General features: G+C 68.2%; 16 protein-coding genes and 2 pseudogenes. 6 read left to right on the forward strand and 12 right to left on the reverse strand.

Annotated elements, in window-relative coordinates; all coding sequences use genetic code 11:
- Window positions 1-81: 81 nt before the first annotated feature.
- A pseudogene (locus ACH4D5_RS26190) lies at window positions 82-1,718 on the forward strand (TROVE domain-containing protein).
- Window positions 1,719-1,770: 52 nt separating this feature from the next.
- Here the strand turns inward: ACH4D5_RS26190 and ACH4D5_RS26195 are convergent.
- Window positions 1,771-2,463, reverse strand: a complete 693-nt coding sequence (locus ACH4D5_RS26195; protein WP_398306975.1) for a hypothetical protein — start codon at window positions 2,461-2,463, stop codon at window positions 1,771-1,773.
- A gap of 109 nt (window positions 2,464-2,572) precedes the next feature.
- Between ACH4D5_RS26195 and ACH4D5_RS26200 the strand changes: the two genes are divergently transcribed.
- Window positions 2,573-3,088 carry a hypothetical protein gene (locus ACH4D5_RS26200; protein WP_398306977.1) on the forward strand — a complete coding sequence of 172 codons (516 nt, stop codon included), beginning with the start codon at window positions 2,573-2,575 and terminating at the stop codon, window positions 3,086-3,088.
- A 558-nt stretch (window positions 3,089-3,646) separates the two neighbouring features.
- Here ACH4D5_RS26200 and ACH4D5_RS26205 read toward each other — a convergent pair.
- From ACH4D5_RS26205 to ACH4D5_RS26235, 7 genes are all read right to left on the reverse strand, one after another.
- Complete coding sequence (locus tag ACH4D5_RS26205) at window positions 3,647-4,291, reverse strand: class I SAM-dependent DNA methyltransferase (RefSeq protein ID WP_398307104.1); 645 nt, start codon at window positions 4,289-4,291, stop codon at window positions 3,647-3,649.
- A gap of 720 nt (window positions 4,292-5,011) precedes the next feature.
- On the reverse strand, window positions 5,012-5,584 hold the full coding sequence (locus ACH4D5_RS26210) for a hypothetical protein (RefSeq protein WP_398306979.1): 573 nt from the start codon (window positions 5,582-5,584) through the stop codon (window positions 5,012-5,014).
- A gap of 125 nt (window positions 5,585-5,709) precedes the next feature.
- On the reverse strand, window positions 5,710-6,567 hold the full coding sequence (locus ACH4D5_RS26215; RefSeq protein WP_398306981.1) for an ATP-dependent DNA ligase: 858 nt from the start codon (window positions 6,565-6,567) through the stop codon (window positions 5,710-5,712).
- Window positions 6,568-6,569: 2 nt separating this feature from the next.
- On the reverse strand, window positions 6,570-6,785 hold the full coding sequence (locus ACH4D5_RS26220) for a hypothetical protein (protein ID WP_398306983.1): 216 nt from the start codon (window positions 6,783-6,785) through the stop codon (window positions 6,570-6,572).
- Window positions 6,786-6,854: 69 nt separating this feature from the next.
- Entirely contained in the window at window positions 6,855-7,190 is a 336-nt protein-coding gene (locus ACH4D5_RS26225; RefSeq protein WP_398306985.1) for a DUF6233 domain-containing protein, read from the reverse strand.
- Between the two features lie 11 nt (window positions 7,191-7,201).
- A complete protein-coding gene (locus tag ACH4D5_RS26230) occupies window positions 7,202-7,414 on the reverse strand; it encodes a MarR family transcriptional regulator (RefSeq protein WP_398306987.1) in 213 nt (70 codons plus the stop codon).
- Window positions 7,411-7,611: a hypothetical protein gene (locus ACH4D5_RS26235; protein WP_398306989.1), complete on the reverse strand. Its 201-nt coding sequence runs from the start codon at window positions 7,609-7,611 to the stop codon at window positions 7,411-7,413. The genes ACH4D5_RS26230 and ACH4D5_RS26235 overlap by 4 nt, the downstream gene beginning before the upstream one ends.
- A gap of 443 nt (window positions 7,612-8,054) precedes the next feature.
- Between ACH4D5_RS26235 and ACH4D5_RS26240 the strand changes: the two genes are divergently transcribed.
- Window positions 8,055-9,209: a protein-L-isoaspartate O-methyltransferase gene (locus ACH4D5_RS26240; protein WP_398306991.1), complete on the forward strand. Its 1,155-nt coding sequence runs from the start codon at window positions 8,055-8,057 to the stop codon at window positions 9,207-9,209.
- 328 nt (window positions 9,210-9,537) lie between these two features.
- On the opposite strand, the gene ACH4D5_RS26245 is transcribed toward ACH4D5_RS26240, so the two are convergent.
- Window positions 9,538-10,239, reverse strand: coding sequence for a hypothetical protein (locus ACH4D5_RS26245; RefSeq protein WP_398306993.1), 702 nt, complete (start codon window positions 10,237-10,239; stop codon window positions 9,538-9,540).
- A 401-nt stretch (window positions 10,240-10,640) separates the two neighbouring features.
- On the opposite strand from ACH4D5_RS26245, the gene ACH4D5_RS26250 reads away from it, so the two are divergent.
- On the forward strand, window positions 10,641-11,531 hold the full coding sequence (locus tag ACH4D5_RS26250) for a hypothetical protein (RefSeq protein ID WP_398306995.1): 891 nt from the start codon (window positions 10,641-10,643) through the stop codon (window positions 11,529-11,531).
- 572 nt (window positions 11,532-12,103) lie between these two features.
- Here the strand turns inward: ACH4D5_RS26250 and ACH4D5_RS26255 are convergent.
- The 3 genes and pseudogenes from ACH4D5_RS26255 to ACH4D5_RS26265 all read right to left on the reverse strand — a co-directional run bounded on the left by ACH4D5_RS26255 (window position 12,104) and on the right by ACH4D5_RS26265 (window position 13,881).
- Complete coding sequence (locus ACH4D5_RS26255; protein ID WP_398307106.1) at window positions 12,104-12,592, reverse strand: hypothetical protein; 489 nt, start codon at window positions 12,590-12,592, stop codon at window positions 12,104-12,106.
- 18 nt (window positions 12,593-12,610) lie between these two features.
- Window positions 12,611-12,955, reverse strand: a pseudogene (locus ACH4D5_RS26260) (chromosome condensation regulator); the annotation flags it as partial.
- A gap of 54 nt (window positions 12,956-13,009) precedes the next feature.
- Window positions 13,010-13,881 (reverse strand): IS5 family transposase gene (locus ACH4D5_RS26265; RefSeq protein WP_398306997.1). Its coding sequence is split into 2 segments (ribosomal slippage): window positions 13,010-13,089 and window positions 13,089-13,881, totalling 873 coding nucleotides; the frame shifts between segments, so codons are not numbered across the junction.
- Window positions 13,882-14,040: 159 nt separating this feature from the next.
- Here ACH4D5_RS26265 and ACH4D5_RS26270 point away from each other — a divergent pair.
- Complete coding sequence (locus ACH4D5_RS26270; RefSeq protein WP_398306999.1) at window positions 14,041-14,295, forward strand: hypothetical protein; 255 nt, start codon at window positions 14,041-14,043, stop codon at window positions 14,293-14,295.
- A gap of 193 nt (window positions 14,296-14,488) precedes the next feature.
- Complete coding sequence (locus ACH4D5_RS26275; RefSeq protein ID WP_398307001.1) at window positions 14,489-14,668, forward strand: hypothetical protein; 180 nt, start codon at window positions 14,489-14,491, stop codon at window positions 14,666-14,668.
- Window positions 14,669-14,750 lie beyond the last annotated feature (82 nt).

Genomic DNA, 14,750 nt, shown 5'->3' on the forward strand with positions numbered 1-14,750 from the left:
GGCTCGAAACCCGCAGGGTCGCCGCCGACCTGATCTCGGGCACCCCACTGCTGACCTCCCCTCCACGCGAGGGGCTTTTTCATGGTCAGGTTCAACCAGCGCGGCGTCCGTGCCGCCGTCCACTCGCCCGTGACCACGACCGGACAGCAGGGCCGCACCCACGAGGGCGCCACCGGACACCTCCGTGACGCGAAGAGTGAACTCTTCCTGTTGGCGGTCAGCAACTTCGTCGGCCAAGACACCTTTTACGAGAAGGGCGGCCAGCGCGACGACCGCTACACCCAGCTCATCCGCGCGCTCGCCATCGAAGACCCCGGCTGGTGCGTCGACTTCCTCCGCTGGCTCCGCACCGAGGGCAACATGCGCACCGCATCCCTCGTCGGCGCAGCCGAGTTGAGCGCAGAACGCATCTTCCGCGAGGCACCCGGGTACAGTGGCCAGGCCATCGACGCCGTCCTTCAGCGTGCCGACGAGCCCGGCGAGATGCTCGGCTACTGGACAGCAAAGTACGGCCGCAAGCTGGCCAAGCCGGTGAAGCGCGGCATCGCTGACGCCGTACAGCGGCTGTACACCGAGCGTTCGCTTCTCAAGTACGACACCGACTCCAAAGGCTACCGGTTCGGTGACGTCCTCAACCTCGTCCACGCCTCGCCGCGCCCTGACCACCCTTGGCAGGGGGATCTCTACCGGCACGCCCTCGACCGCCGCCACGGCAACGTCACCGAGATCCCCGCACCGCTCCCCATGCTCCGCGCCCGCGATCGTCTGATGAACAGACCTGCCGACGAGCGAGCGGCCATGCTTCGGTCCTAGGGCGGCAGCGCGCCGCAACTCCTCAAGGACGCCGGGATGACGTGGGAAGCTCTCGCTGGCTGGCTACAGGGCCCGATGGACAAGACGGCCTGGGAGACGGTTATCCCCTCCATGGGCTTGATGGCCCTTGCTCGGAACTTGAGGAACTTCGACGAGGCCGGGGTATCCGACGAGGTAGCCGCGCAGGTCTGCGCCCGTTTCGCCGATCCGGAGCAGGTCGCGAAGTCCCGCATGTTCCCGTTCCGCTGGTGGGCCGCCTACAAGCACGCCCCGTCGCTGCGGTGGGCGCACGCGCTCGAGCAGGCCATCGGGCACTCGCTCGCCAACGTGCCGCGGCTGTCCGGCAGCACGCTGATTCTGGTGGACCGGTCGCCGTCGGTGTTCCCCGGCTACCACTTCTCCACGGAAAACCGATCCGACATCACGCTCGCCGAGCAGGCCGCGGTCTTCGGCTCTGCCCTCGCCCAGCGCGCCGAGAAGCCGACGCTCGTCGAGTTCGGCGGCGAGTCCAAGAAGCTCGACGCGCAAAAGGACGGCAGCATCCGCAAGCACATCGAGAAGTTCGGGCAGATTGACAGCACCGACATCCCGTCCGCCGTCAAGAAGCACTGGTTTGCCCATGACCGCATTGTCATCGTCACCGACGACCAGAGCCGGCCTGGCTGGCTCCCATCCCCAACATGGGCAGCTACGGCGGCATGCGAGAGACGACAATCGACGATCTCGTACCGAAGACGACACCCGTCTACATGTGGAACATGGCTGGTTACAGGGCGGGCGCCATGCCAAGCGGTACGACCGGACGGCACTGCTTCGGTGGGCTCACTGACCAGGCGTTCCGTATGATCCCGCTCCTCGAAAACGGACGTGACGCCGCCTGGCCGTGGATGCAGAGAGCAGCCTGACGCGAGCAGCGCAGAGCCCCGCCTCTCTCCGGAGCGCGGGGCCCTTCTGCGTCTACTCCACCAGCTGCTTCTTCAGCTCGGCGACGTGCGGTCCGGAGTCGGTGGCGGGCATCTTCCACCGGTGCGCGGTCTCCTCACCGTCCACGTAGATGAGGGTGCCGCCCGCCGCCTGCGCGGGCGTGAGATCGAATGCCTGCATCCGCCACTGGTAGGTGCCCGGCTGCACCGGGTCGGCGTTGTTGTACTTGTCGATGGTGATGCTCGACGAGTTGCCGTTGTCGGAGTCGATCGACTCGCCGTCGGGGGCGATCCATGACCAGCCGCCGCCGCTGATCGGCGCCACCTCGTCGGCTGGCGCCCCGGTCATCGCCTTGTCCTTCATCGTGACCACGGCGAACACGCCGTTCTCCGCGGGCTCCCCGCTGTCTTCCTTCACGTACGCGACGGTGTCCGGGGTGATCTGCAGGACGCCGGTCCCGCCGTCGCCGATGGTCTGCGCGGGCTCGCCGAGCTTCCGAGTCTTCGCCTGCCCTTCGGTCCCATCCCCGCCGGTGCCGGCGCCTTCCTTGCCGGCGCAGTGATCCGTCCACTCCTTCTGGCTGAGGTACTCGTCCGTACAGTCGACCTTCTTCGTGGACGGCTTCGCTGCGGATGACTTCCCGTCGGGGTCGCCGTCGTCGCTGCCGCATGCGGTGACCGCGGCGAGAAGCATGCTGATCGTGACCGCGGTGGTGCGAACGCGCATATGTCCCCCCAGGGATCGGCTAGGCGAAACACGGTAGGCCCCAGAGGGCCGGACGGTGCAGGCTGTCACCGGGTCGTGATGCACGCGATCCGTGACGCAAGGGAGCATCGTGGAAGAGTTCTTCGACGCCTTGGGGCGAGCCGTGTCCGAGCGTAACTGGTACGCGGCGCTCACACTGAGCCTGACGCTGCCCGACATCTGCGCTCAGGCGGAACAGCCCGGCACGCAGACGTCGGGAAGGCATTACAAGGCGTGGGTTGAGAAGCACCTGGTTCCTGCTTACACGCGCAACGTCGGATACCCGCCTGTGAGCATGGTGTTCCTTTCGGCCGACGACTGCTATGCGCTGCGCTGCGCTCTCCTCCACGGCGGATCGGCCGACATTGAGAGCCAGAAGGCCCGCAAGATCCTGAAGGACTTCATCTTCCTCACTCCGGGGAAGCGGGGGATCAGCTGGCACCGAAACCGGAAGGACGACAGTCTCATTCTGATGGTCGACGAGTTCGCTATCGATGTGCTGCGAGCAGCACGAGCCTGGTGGGGTTCGATGAGCGACGAGCAGAAGCAGGCGGCGCACGCATCGCTGATCAGCCTCACAGACGCCGATCACGTCGAAGGGTTCTAGCGGTCGAGGCTGCGCCCCACTGCCTCGCGCTGGGCGGCACTTGGCCGCAAAGCGCGCGTCCTCACCTGCCCCGCCGTAGGTGAGCCGGGGCACGCCTTTGCCCGGTGCCAGATCTGCCGCAAGCTCACCCCGCACGTTCTTCGTGCCTCCCGCATTACCCACATGCTCGACGCGGGGGAGCCGCTCGCCGAAGTCCAAGCATTCGCCGACCACGACAGCCCCGCCACCACCGTCGGCTACTGGGAGCGACGGAACAAGGGCCAGCGAAATGCCGCCCACGTCGACGCCGCCGAAGCTCTCTTCGGGGGATCGTCGACCGCTTCCGGCTTGCGCCGAAGGAGGGGAAGTGACCTACGAGTTCCCATTCGATGTGGGCGCGGCGGCCCACTCCCCGCCGCAGCCCTGCGGGTCTCACCAAGCGTGGAACGGCGTGCCAGCAGAGTCCGCTCGCGTACTGGCAGCCAAACCCTCAGTCATCCACCTGGGCCTGCCCACCTTCGGCGAGATCGCCGCACGAGCCACCTGATCCCGGCTCCGCCAGGCGACTGGCGGAGCCGCTCAAGGTTGACGACGCGCGAGGATGATCCCTCCCAACTTGCTCTCGGCCGAGGTGAGAGTCTTGTGCGTCTCGACGGAGAAGCCAGCTTCGTTAAGCCACGCAATCGTCTGGTCATGCTGCCGGCGATGGACATAGACCTTCATCGGGTGCCCGCCATAGCCCTCAGTCTTCAACCGCGACTCATCGCCGACATGGAAGCTGAGCAGCAACAGCCCACCAGGCCGAAGCACTCGACGGAAGTGCGCAAGAACCGAGCTGATCTCGTTGTCAGGAATGTGGATCAGTGAGTACCAGGCGACCAGCCCCGTCATCGAGGCGTCGTCCAAGGTCAGGTCCGTCATGGAACCGAGATCGAACCGCACCCCAGGGTGGTGGCGACGGGCCACATCGATCATCCCTGGTGACAGATCGATGCCGAACGCGTCCAGGCCCAGCTCCCGCAGGTGGCCCGTGATCCTGCCTGTCCCGCACCCCACGTCCGCGACCAGCCCGCTGCCTTGGGCACGCACCAGGTCGGTAAACAAGGCTAAGATCGCACGTTCTTCCGGCGATTCGTCCAAAATATGACGTGTCAGCTCTGCGTAACTTGCAGCGACGGTGTCATAAGACGCCCGCGTATCCGCCAGCCAGTCATCTGCGCTCAGTCCCATCTCCACCGACCGCAGACTACCCAAGTCATCAATCTGCGAGACGACTTAGTTCAGAGAAGGACTGCTCTGCCAGAGATGCAACACCGCCGAGGCGTTCCGCGATGCCGGTCCCTACAGGAGGTATCGGGAGCGTCCGCCCGCTGCGATCCTCGGAGTGAAGGCGCGCTACTGGCATCCGTTCACAGGGGAGTACGCGCAGCCGCAGTCCGCGACCCGCGACGCCGACAAGTGGGTCGACGCCGCGTCCGACGACATCCTCTGAGCACGTCAACGCCCCCGCGCCGTCTGGCTGCGGGGGCGTTTCGTCTACCGGGGGTCTAGCCCCACCACGTGTCGCTCATAGCGCCTCCTACGTCAGGTGCGGCCTGCCAGCGGGTTTCCCCACGCCCCGAAGGGTCGCTGCGAACGAGGCAAGCCGCCCGATCACGGTAGGCGCATCCTGTCCCAACTGTCAGCCCCTCGTGCCAGACTGGCTGTGCGGGTAGCTCAGCGGATAGAGCACGGTGTGGGGTAGCGCCGATCGCGACGGCAAGCCCCCTGAGATCCGAGGCCGCCGGTTCGAGTCCGGCCCCGCGAGCGTCTGCCGGGATCAGCCGGGCGCGGGCAACCGCATCCCTCCCGCCACCGAGCGGGGGCAGAGGCCCCCGGAGACGTCCAGCCTTACGCCCGCCCCCATGTACCGGGGGCGGGCGTTCGTGCGTTGCGGCTCTTCCGTCAGTGTTCTATGACGGTGCCGATATAGATGGCGCCAGCGACGACGAGTAGCACCACCAGAAAGACGAGGAAGTACTCGAACACCACCTGCCGCTTGTTGAGTTCGCGGTTGTTGAGTTCGCGGCCACTGCTCCTCTTGAGCTCCTTGATCAAAGAGTCAGTGAACGGCTTCCCCTTCTTCGCGTAGCTGGCTAGGTCCTCGCCGGAGACGCACGCTATGGACCAGTCGCGACACGGGCGTGACACGTAGCAGGTGACCAGCAGACTTGAGACCAGGGCGATCCCGTGCATCGCAATGCCCCAGCCGGGCATGTCGTGGTGCTCACGGAAGCCGACTGCGAAGATGATCGAGACGCCGATGGTGATGATCTCGAATAGATGGAGTGACCGATCGCGCAGGCTCGTGATCGCTTCAGCCTGCGTCTGCCGCATTCTCATCTCGACGTCAACCGCGATCTTCAGTAGCTCTCTGGTGTCCTCGGCTCCCGCGCACGCCGCATCTCCGACTTCGTCACGGCGGAGCGGCTCGCCGGTGCTGCCGACGCTGGCTTGATCGGAAGATCCATCGACCATGTCGATCACCTCGTCGAGCCCTGCCGCGCGGCGTCGTACTGAGGCGCCGTCGTCGACGGGCGCATTGCTCTACATCCAGAGTGCCCTTGACGGCAACACTCGGCATGCCGGACGGGCGGGCCCACTCAACGCACACGCACGACAGCGACCGTCGCGTGCCGCGTGGTCCCGCTCTCGACCTCCACCACCAGCCCGCCGCCGGTCGTCGTGTACGTCTCCCCGTCGTCGGTGCGCAACGGCTGGCCGGGTGCCGACTTGGCGATATGCCGGACGATCTCGACAGCGATGGGCGGGGTGAGGGCCTGCGAGAGCATCCGTCTCCCGTCGGGCAGCAGCACGGCCACTCGACGTGGGCGCCCGGCCGGACCCACGTAGCCGATTGCCTCGGCGTCTACGGTTTCAGCGTGCCTGATCTTCTTCCAGGCCCTCATCGGCCGGTACGTGCTGGTCGCAGCTTTGGCGACGATCCCTTCGATGCCCTGCGCGGGCAGGTGCTCGTACCAGGCGAGCGCAACGTCGACATCGTCGGTCGCGGGCACAGCCTGCAGCGGCGGCCCAAGCGGCTCCAGGACTTCCAGTAGTGCGGCCCGCCGTTCGAGGTATGGGCACCCGCGCAGGTCCCGGCCGTGCAGCATGAGGCAGTCGAAGGCGACGTAGGAGGCGGGGTAGCGGTGGATGAGGTCGGCGAGGCACCGGCCGCGGGCGGAGGTACGGGAGCGGACGGCCCCGAAGTCCGTGCGACCGTCTCGCCAGAGCACCGCCTCGCCGTCGAGGACGGTGTCGGGCGGCAGGTCCATGGCCGCGGTGGCGATGTCGATCCACGCAGCGGTGGCGTCCCGTCCGGAGCGGGTCTGTACTCGCACCGTGTCACGCCGCCACACGACTGCCCGGTCGCCGTCGAGTTTCGGCTCGTACCACCAGCCCGGCCCGGCCGACGGCGTCGTCGCGGCTCCCGCGAGTGCGACCCGGAGCGGGTACTCCACGCTCAGCGCGCCCACGCGTCGGGGCCGCCGCCGCGCCACTCGATGAGCGAGGACCGGACGACGTCCATCTCGTCGTAGTCCTGCAGCCCGGCTTCCTGTAGGAAGGCGGCCACGTCCCGGGCGCTGTACGCCCGCCCGGAGATCTGCCCGTCGACCCGCACCCGGCGGCCGCCCTCCTCATCGGGCGGATACACGACGACTGGACGATCAGAAGTCATGCCGTCAGCGTGCCCGGACCCTGGAGTAAGCGCGCGGAGAGCGCGCCCATCCGGCCGATCAGCCGGGGACTACTCCAGCATGCGGAGCTCGACGGCGATCTCGCAGTGCGTGCATGCCCGGATGCCGTCGGCAAGCAGCCGCCGGGCCTCGTCCCGCGTCACCGGGCGGCGTCGCTTGCCCGCGGCGTAGCAGTCGCCACGGTGCACCTCGATGGACGGACTGCCCTGCCCGATCCCCAGCTCGACGCTCCAGTCGGGGGTAGGTGGCCGGGCCTGCTTACCGCGGGCCCGTTCGGCTTCGCGGCGCTCCTCGTCCGCGATCCACTGGCGGGTGCGGGCGAGGTCGCGGAGCTGCACCCGCTCGAGGAAGCGCAGCACTTCGAGGCGGCGAATCTCCTCGGGCATCAGGTGAGCCGTTAGTCCCGTCGGCCAGCCCCGGTGGCGCGTGCGACGACGCCGGCTTGTTCGAGGCGACGGAGCTGGTAGTGGACGGAGGAGGGGCTGGACAGGCCGACTGTTTTGCCGATTTCGCGGACGGTGGGGGCGTCGCCGGTGTCGGCGATGTGGGTGCGGATGGCGGCGAGGATGGAGCGTTGCCGTTCGGTGATGTCCGTGGTGAGGCTGGTCATGGCTGTTCCTCGGTCCGGCGTCGGAGGTCGGACTGCTGGGTGCGGGGGACGTCGCGGTGGAGGCGGCGGGACAGGTCGAGGAGGCGTCGCCGGAGGGCTGTGTTGCTGGTCGGGGGGCTTTCGGCGAGGGCTTGGTAGGTGCGGGTCCAGTCGCGCTGGGTTTCGACGGGGCCGGGGGTGGGGTTGTTGTGCACCATGCCGCCAGTAGAGCACGTGTTCGAATTCCGGTGCCAGTCGGACGTACAGTGACGTCATGCCTGACCAGCGCTTCCGTCTCACCCTGTACACCGCAGGCCGTCACCGGACGGACAGGGCCCCCGGCGCCTTCCCGGCCCTGATACTCCTCTTCGGCAGCGCTTCGCACGGTGAGCTGGGAGTAATTGCGGCGGGCCACGCGGAGAAACGTCACGCCCTCGCGAGCCGCTTTGACGCTTGCGCCAGGTGCGGGCGGCGGGTGCGGCTTCAGCGCCGCGCCCATGGGGAGAACTGGGCACACTTGACGAGGAGTTGGGGTGGCTATGGCGCGCGAGGATGCGGCGAGTGACGGTGCTCTGACCGAGGAGGAGCAGGAGAACGTCGGCGGCATGCCGATCGCGGACACCGACGACGAGGTCACGGACGAGGACGAGGAGCCCTAGGCGTGGGCAGGGACGCTTGGCGGAAGCTGGTCGTCGAGGTCGCGGCCGACGTCGGCCTGTCGGCCCACTGGCAGGCAGTGCTGGAGAGCGTTCCCCGCGAGGACTACGTACTGCAGGAGGTGTTCGTGCCCGAGGCAGGAGACGAACGCCGCTACCGGGCGGTGCACCGGGAGACAGCGCCCGAGGAGTGGCTGTCGCTGGTCTGCTCCGGGGAGCCGGTCATCACCCAGCTGCGCCCGTCCCTGTTCGACGGTGCGCCGGCACCGTCGTCCTCGTCTTCTGCCCCGGCGACTGTCGCGCGCATGCTCGCGCTGCTGAACCCGGCCCCTGGGGAGCGGGTCCTCGACTTGGGAAGCGGAACCGGCTGGACCGCGGCGCTGCTGTCCGCAGCCGGGGCGCACGTGGTGACCGTGGAATCGGATCTGGAGCTGGCTACCCGGGCCCAGGCCCTCCTGGGCGGGCGCCGTCCCCCGGTCACCGCGGTGTGCGCTGACGCCGTGTCCGGGCACGCGGCCGAAGCACCGTACGACGCGCTGCACGCCGGATTCGCCGTGCGGGATCGGATTCCTGTGGCCTGGATCGACCAGGTGCGCGACGGCGGTCGGATCGTCGTGCCGTTCGGCTCGCTGTTCGCCAACACCGGCCTGGCGCGCTTGACGGTGCAAGACGGGGTGGCCGAGGGCCACTTCGCGGGAGCCGTGTCCTTCATGTGGGAACGTAGCCAGCTGCCCCGGTGGCCCGACCCGACCCGCGCGTGCGCCGCGCGGTCGGCGTCCGCAGTGGATCCTCGGGAGGTGTTGGCAACGGGTGCGTCCCGATGGGCGGTCGGGCTGCAGGTTCCCGGCGTCACGTACGACCCGGTGCCCGCCCGCGGCGATCGGCTGCTGCGCCTGTGGGGCATCGACGGATCCTGGGCTTCGGTCGCGGTGGACGACTGGCAGGCACCGCAAGCCGTCACACAGCATGGCCCGCGGCGGGTGTGGGACGAGGTGTGCGCGGCCTGGCAGTGGTGGGAGGAGCGCGGCCGGCCCGGCCGCAACCGTTTCGGCATCACGACCCGTCGCACTGGTAGTTGCCGTATCTGGGTCGACGACCCCGCCTCCCCACTCCCTCGCCACGACCTGTCCGTTGACGCGGTGGACGAGCCGCTGTCGTAGTCCTGCAGGGCTCGGTGTTCCAAGACGCTCCCACTGGCCACGCAGGAGCGAGCGATCAGGCGTCTGCCGTCGTCGGTCAGGCGGTCCACGCGCCGTCCTCGGCCCGGCCGGTGGAGATCTGGGGTGTGACCGGCCGTGCGGGCGCAGATCCGGCCGTTTGCGCTGTGACGGGCGGGGCACAGCCTGCCAGTTCCTCGCGAGTGAGCGCCGCACGGTCGTCGGGAAGGTTCTGGGCGGGCATTGTCGCGCGGGCCTGGCCGCCTTACTGGATGGCTGGGACACGGCGGGCGGGGAGCGCCGACGTAGCGCTGTACGGGCGCACGCAATCTCAGGCGGGTGTGGGCGCGGGTGCGGGGCGCAGCGCCGCGAGTGGGGAGCGCCGGCCTTTCTCCACCGCGCGCAGCTCCCAGTCGACTTCGGGGTGGGCGGGGATGACCGCGTCGACGCAGGCGGTGGTGTAGAGCGCGACGTCGACGGCCCCGGCCCGGCTGGTGGCGAAGCGGGCCTCGATTGACTGCGGGGAGCGGACCCATTCGAGCCGGACCATGTGGTCGAAGTCGGCACGGCGTACCCGTAGGCGGGCGGCGGCCTGCTCGGGGCCCAGCGGGGTGTCGGCGGCGACCAGGTCCGCCAGGTCCTCGCGGCGGCAGACCTGGTCGACCTGGTCGGGGTGGTGCAGCGTCCCGTCCGGGTTCGCGCTCAGGTCGACCAGCAGGCCGGGGTCGACGAGCCGGCGCACCACGAACGCGGTCACGTTCGCCCGCTCGCCGTACGTGGTCGGGTTGGGTGTGCCGAGCGCGTTGGCGATCCGGTCGGCCGCCGCGCCGCCGCTGATCGGCGGGGAGGGCATCGCGGCCCGGATGGCGTCGGCGTCCAGCGCCTCCACAGCGGCCCGGGACCACTGCCAGGAAGACGCGTCCGGCGCCGGGATGAGGCCGGTGTGCCGCGCCCACCGGAAGGCAGCTGCGGACACCTTCAGGCGCTTGGTGGCCTGGGTCGCGTCGTACTCAGCCCGTCGTACTCGTGCCATGAGATCACCTCTCGTTCGATTAACAGTGGAACATAACACGGCAGAACGTTCTTAGAAGTAGCAAGCTGCCCTAAAAACAGGCAAGTTGGGCCCACGCAGCCGGAGCTGCGCACGCGTACACGAGGAAGAAATTCACCCGTCCGCGGCGACGCCGCGCCGCGGTCAACCCTCGGGCCCGGCTGCCACGAACCACTGCACCGCCCGTCCGGTCGCTACGCGACAGAACTGAGCCCCGGGGACCGTTCTCCCCCTGGCGAAAACAGGCCGGCCCACACGCGGATCATCGCGGCATCGGATGTGCCCGTCCGGGCACCGCATGCTGCCCACCCGCACCTTGCGCCAGCGTCTCCCCGCCACGTATTAAGGGAAGTTGACGATCTCACGCCAGAAGAGGGACTCCCGTGCACGATCACGAGAAGGCCAGCTCTCACACCGGGGCGGGCAACAGCCGTATCCCTGCCCGTCGGCCCGTATCCGCCCCGCCCCCGCAGCATGGCCTGCTCGGCCTACAGGCCGCTGCGGGCAACGCCGCGGTCGTCCAGATGCTCCGCAGCGCCGACCAGCTCGATGTGCAACGCGCCGTGGAGCCACGGACTGCCCCCGTCGCCGGTGCCGCCCACGAGGGTCGCGGCGGCCCGGTCGCCGTACAGACCGCGCCCACCGACGGGAAAAGGAAGCCGCCGCCCGTACCGAACAAGCCCGACCACCTGAGGCTCGGGGGGGCCGCGCAGACCTCCAGCGCCGATCAGACCAACTCGGCCGGGCAGACGTCGGCCGCCGCGGAGCCCGCGCAGGAGCAGTCCGACACCCCCGCGCACGGGTACACGCTCGCCGAATCGGCAAGCCTGGTCGTCTTCCGAGCCGATGGGCGCTCTCCCGAGGTCATCCGGCAGGCGAACGGGATGAGGTCCCGCAACAACCCGTCCGTCGCGACCGAACTCGCCGTGTTCCTTGAGGACCCGATCGCCTACGCCCGGGCCCATGTCAGCAGCCCCAAGCCGACCTTGGTCTCCACGGCGCTGGACGAGGACTGCGGCGGGTACGCCAGCAACGACCGGTACCTCTACCAGATCCAGGTCAGCGGCTGGCATAAATTCGCCGCGCCGCCTGCGCGGAGCAGGATCCTGACCAAGCCGACGGTCTACGCCAACAGCACGTCCCTGGAGACCGCGACCGCGGCCGTCATCGGTCCCGTCGGCCCCACCCAGGAAATGGATTTCATCGGGGGAATCCCCCTGGCGGCCATCACTGGCTGCCGCCGACCGGGGGAGAGCGGCTTCAGCGCGCTCTGACGCCCGCGACGGGGGGGCGGTGCCTGCCCGGGGCGGGCCCGTCACCGCCCCGTCATGCCCCCGCCGCCCTCAACAGACGGGGAATCTCGGGACGGGCTGGTCGTTGTCGGTCCGGACCCAGCAGACGTTCGTTCAGCATCTGTGGAGCCGACGCGCGAGATGGACGGTGATGTCGGCGTCAATCGCCGCGGCAAACGACTCCCGGTCCGCCCCTTGATCAAGGGCTCGGGGCGTACGTCGCTCTCCTCCAGGCTCTCCACGCCGTGGTGACGGCCGGTGCGGGTCAGGAACTGCAGGCCAGGACGATGCCGCTGGTCCCGGCGCCAGGTGAAGTGCCGCATCGGGTCGCTCGTGGGCACCGGCTCCTGTACGAGATCGTGCACCGAGCAAGACGCCTCGTCCCCGCCGGGCCGCCATGAGACCGCCCACCGCCTCGTCACCCAAATCCATCCCGGCCTGCCCGCATCGACGTCCGTCGACACAAACAGGTTCTCTTAGAACTGGAATCAGAATGAGGTCTCTGGGAATCGGGAATGACGGCGTGTCAGTTCGCCTTGGCACAGCTCGGAGGCCTATGGAAGCTGGATTCCGGACCACGCATCGACTTCGCACTGTCTGTCGTCATTGTTCCCTGCGGCCACGACTGTGCCGTTGGCACGCAAGCCGAGGGTGTGCGTTGAACCGGCCGCCACGGCGACGAGGTCGCGCCAATCGCCGACTTCGCACTGTCCGTAGCTGTTGTCACCCACTGCGAGGACCCGCCCGGACGCAGTGACCCCGACGGTGTGGTAGCTGCCCGCGTCGAGCGCCACCACGTCTTCCCATTCATCGACCTCGCACGCCCCGGCTACCCGGTCTCCGGTCGCTACTGCCCGCCCGTCGGCTCTGAGGCCGACGGTATGGAGGTACCCGGCCGAGATGGCGGCCAGGTCACGCCATCCTTCAACGTCACACTGTCCTCGTCGGTTGTTCCCCGCGGCCAGTGCGGAACCATCTGACCGGACGCCGACCGAGTGCCAGTCACCACACGAGACGACGACCATGTCGCGCCAGGACTCCACGTCGCACTGTCCTTCTGAACTCCGGCCAACTGCTAGCACGCGGCCATTCGCGAGTAGCCCGAGCGTGCGGCGCCAGCCTGCGGCCACGGCCGTAACGCTTCGCCATCCGGCTACATCACATTGCCCATCGCCATTCCACCCCGTTGCCAGCACCGTGCCGTCCGACCGGAGTCCCACAGTATGAGACCTGCCCGTGTTCCTCGCGGTATGGACGTTGCCAGCTGCCACCGCGACGACGTCTTCCCATCGCTCGACACGAGATTCAGCGGCTGCGGTATTGCCCACGGCGAGAACGGTTCCATCGCAGCGCCGTCCGACCGAATGACGCCTTCCGGCCGCCAGCACCGACGAGTTGGCGAGCATTCCGCCTCCTTGCGCTAGTTGCGACACGGGATTCCACCTTACTTTGGCCTGGAATCAGAGCGGGCTCCTCAGTCGTCGCCAGCAGATGACGGCACAACCGAGTGTGATGAAGGCCTGGTGGATGTCGTCGCGGATCTCCAGCGGATGCGTAGGCGGCGGAACCAGTGCAGAAGTGCGATGGCGCGTTCCACGACCCAGCGGTGTACGCCGAGTCCAGAGCCGTGTTCGGTGCCGCGCCGGGCGATGTGCGGGGTGATTTCGAACCGTCGGACCTGGTCGTGGTAGCTCTCATGGTCGTAGCCGCGGTCGGCGTAGAGGTGCTTCGGGCGGCGCAGCGGTTGGCCGCGTTTGCCTCGGATCGGCGGGACCGCTCGGATCAGTGGGATCAGCTGGGTCACGTCGTTACGGTTGCCGCCGGTCAGCGTGGTGGCCAGCGGGATGCCGTGAGCATCGACGATCACGTGGTGCTTGCTGCCGGTCTTGCCCCGGTCCACCGGGGACGGGCCGGTGGCCGCACCACCTTTCATCGCCCGCAGATGGCTTGAGTCGACTGACGCCCGGGAGAGATCCAGGATGCCGGCCGCCCGCAGTTCGGCCAGCAGCAGCTCGTGCAGGCGCTGCCAGACCCCGGCCTCGTTCCACTCCCGCAGTCGCCTCCAGCAGGTCATCCCGGAGCCGAAGCCGAGATCCTGCGGGAGGTAGCGCCAGGGGATGCCGGTGTAGAGCACGAACAGGATGCCGCACAGAACCCGCCGGTTATCGAGCCGACGACGCCCCGGGTACCGGAAGCGCCGCTCAATCACCGGCAACAGCGGCTCGATGCGCGCCCACAGCCCATCGTCAACCTCCCACGGCTTGCGCCGACCACGTGTCTCGGTCGCGACCACCCCCTCCGGGCCGCTCAACGCTAACTGACACCACGTCATTCCCGTGCTCTAGAGACCTCATTCTGATTCCAGTCCTTAGCTGCACTGATGTCGACCACCTTTCCTGACCCAGCACGTGTAGCGACCATGACGTCACGGAAGCGCGGCGCAGAGCCGCCGACTCCCGATCTTCGCTGCTGGTGACAGAAAGAATGCTGAATGAGCGCATGTGACAAGTCGAATGCCTTGTTGGTGACAACCAGGCTGCTTCGCCCGGTCTCATTCACCACGTCATCCGGCTCTGCTGGTGACAACTGCTGTGCTTCGGCACAGCTGATCGGCGACGACGACACAGACGACATCATCGTCCGCCACGCCCAGAACGTCGCCGACGGGCTTACCCAGCAGGCTGCCAAGATCCACACATCCCTGGCAGTGGCGCACATGGTCACGCCCTTCGAGCGCACGAGCTGACCAACCGCTGCAGCCTGAGCCCCTTACGACCGCGCCCGCTGGAAGGCGGCCGCGAACCCCACAAACGACCCCGACCATGGGGCTGAGCATGGGCCCGCCGCACCGACCCCAAACCCCGACCACCGCTGGTCAGCGCGATGCAGTGGGGATCTCCCCTCTTGGTGCGTTCACCCCACCGAGTACGGTCCGACGCATGGCGACCCTCGACGCGCTCCTGGCGGCGCTGACTGAACTGCGCGGTGATCTGGAAGCACACGGCTGGCAGCCGGATGAGCACGAGCGCGTCGTCATCCCCAACCTGACCGGGCACCGTGTGCGCGAGCACGATCTCCCTGAAAGCGATCTGCTGGCTGCGACCGGTGCCTCGTCTTGACGCACTATCCAAGCCGAGCCAGCCACCCGGCGTGGCTGGATCAGCCAAAGGCTGACTTTCCTGACCCGTGAGTCTGAAATGT

This window comes from Streptomyces sp. NPDC018029 (assembly GCF_044327655.1).
Lineage (GTDB): Bacteria > Actinomycetota > Actinomycetes > Streptomycetales > Streptomycetaceae > Streptomyces.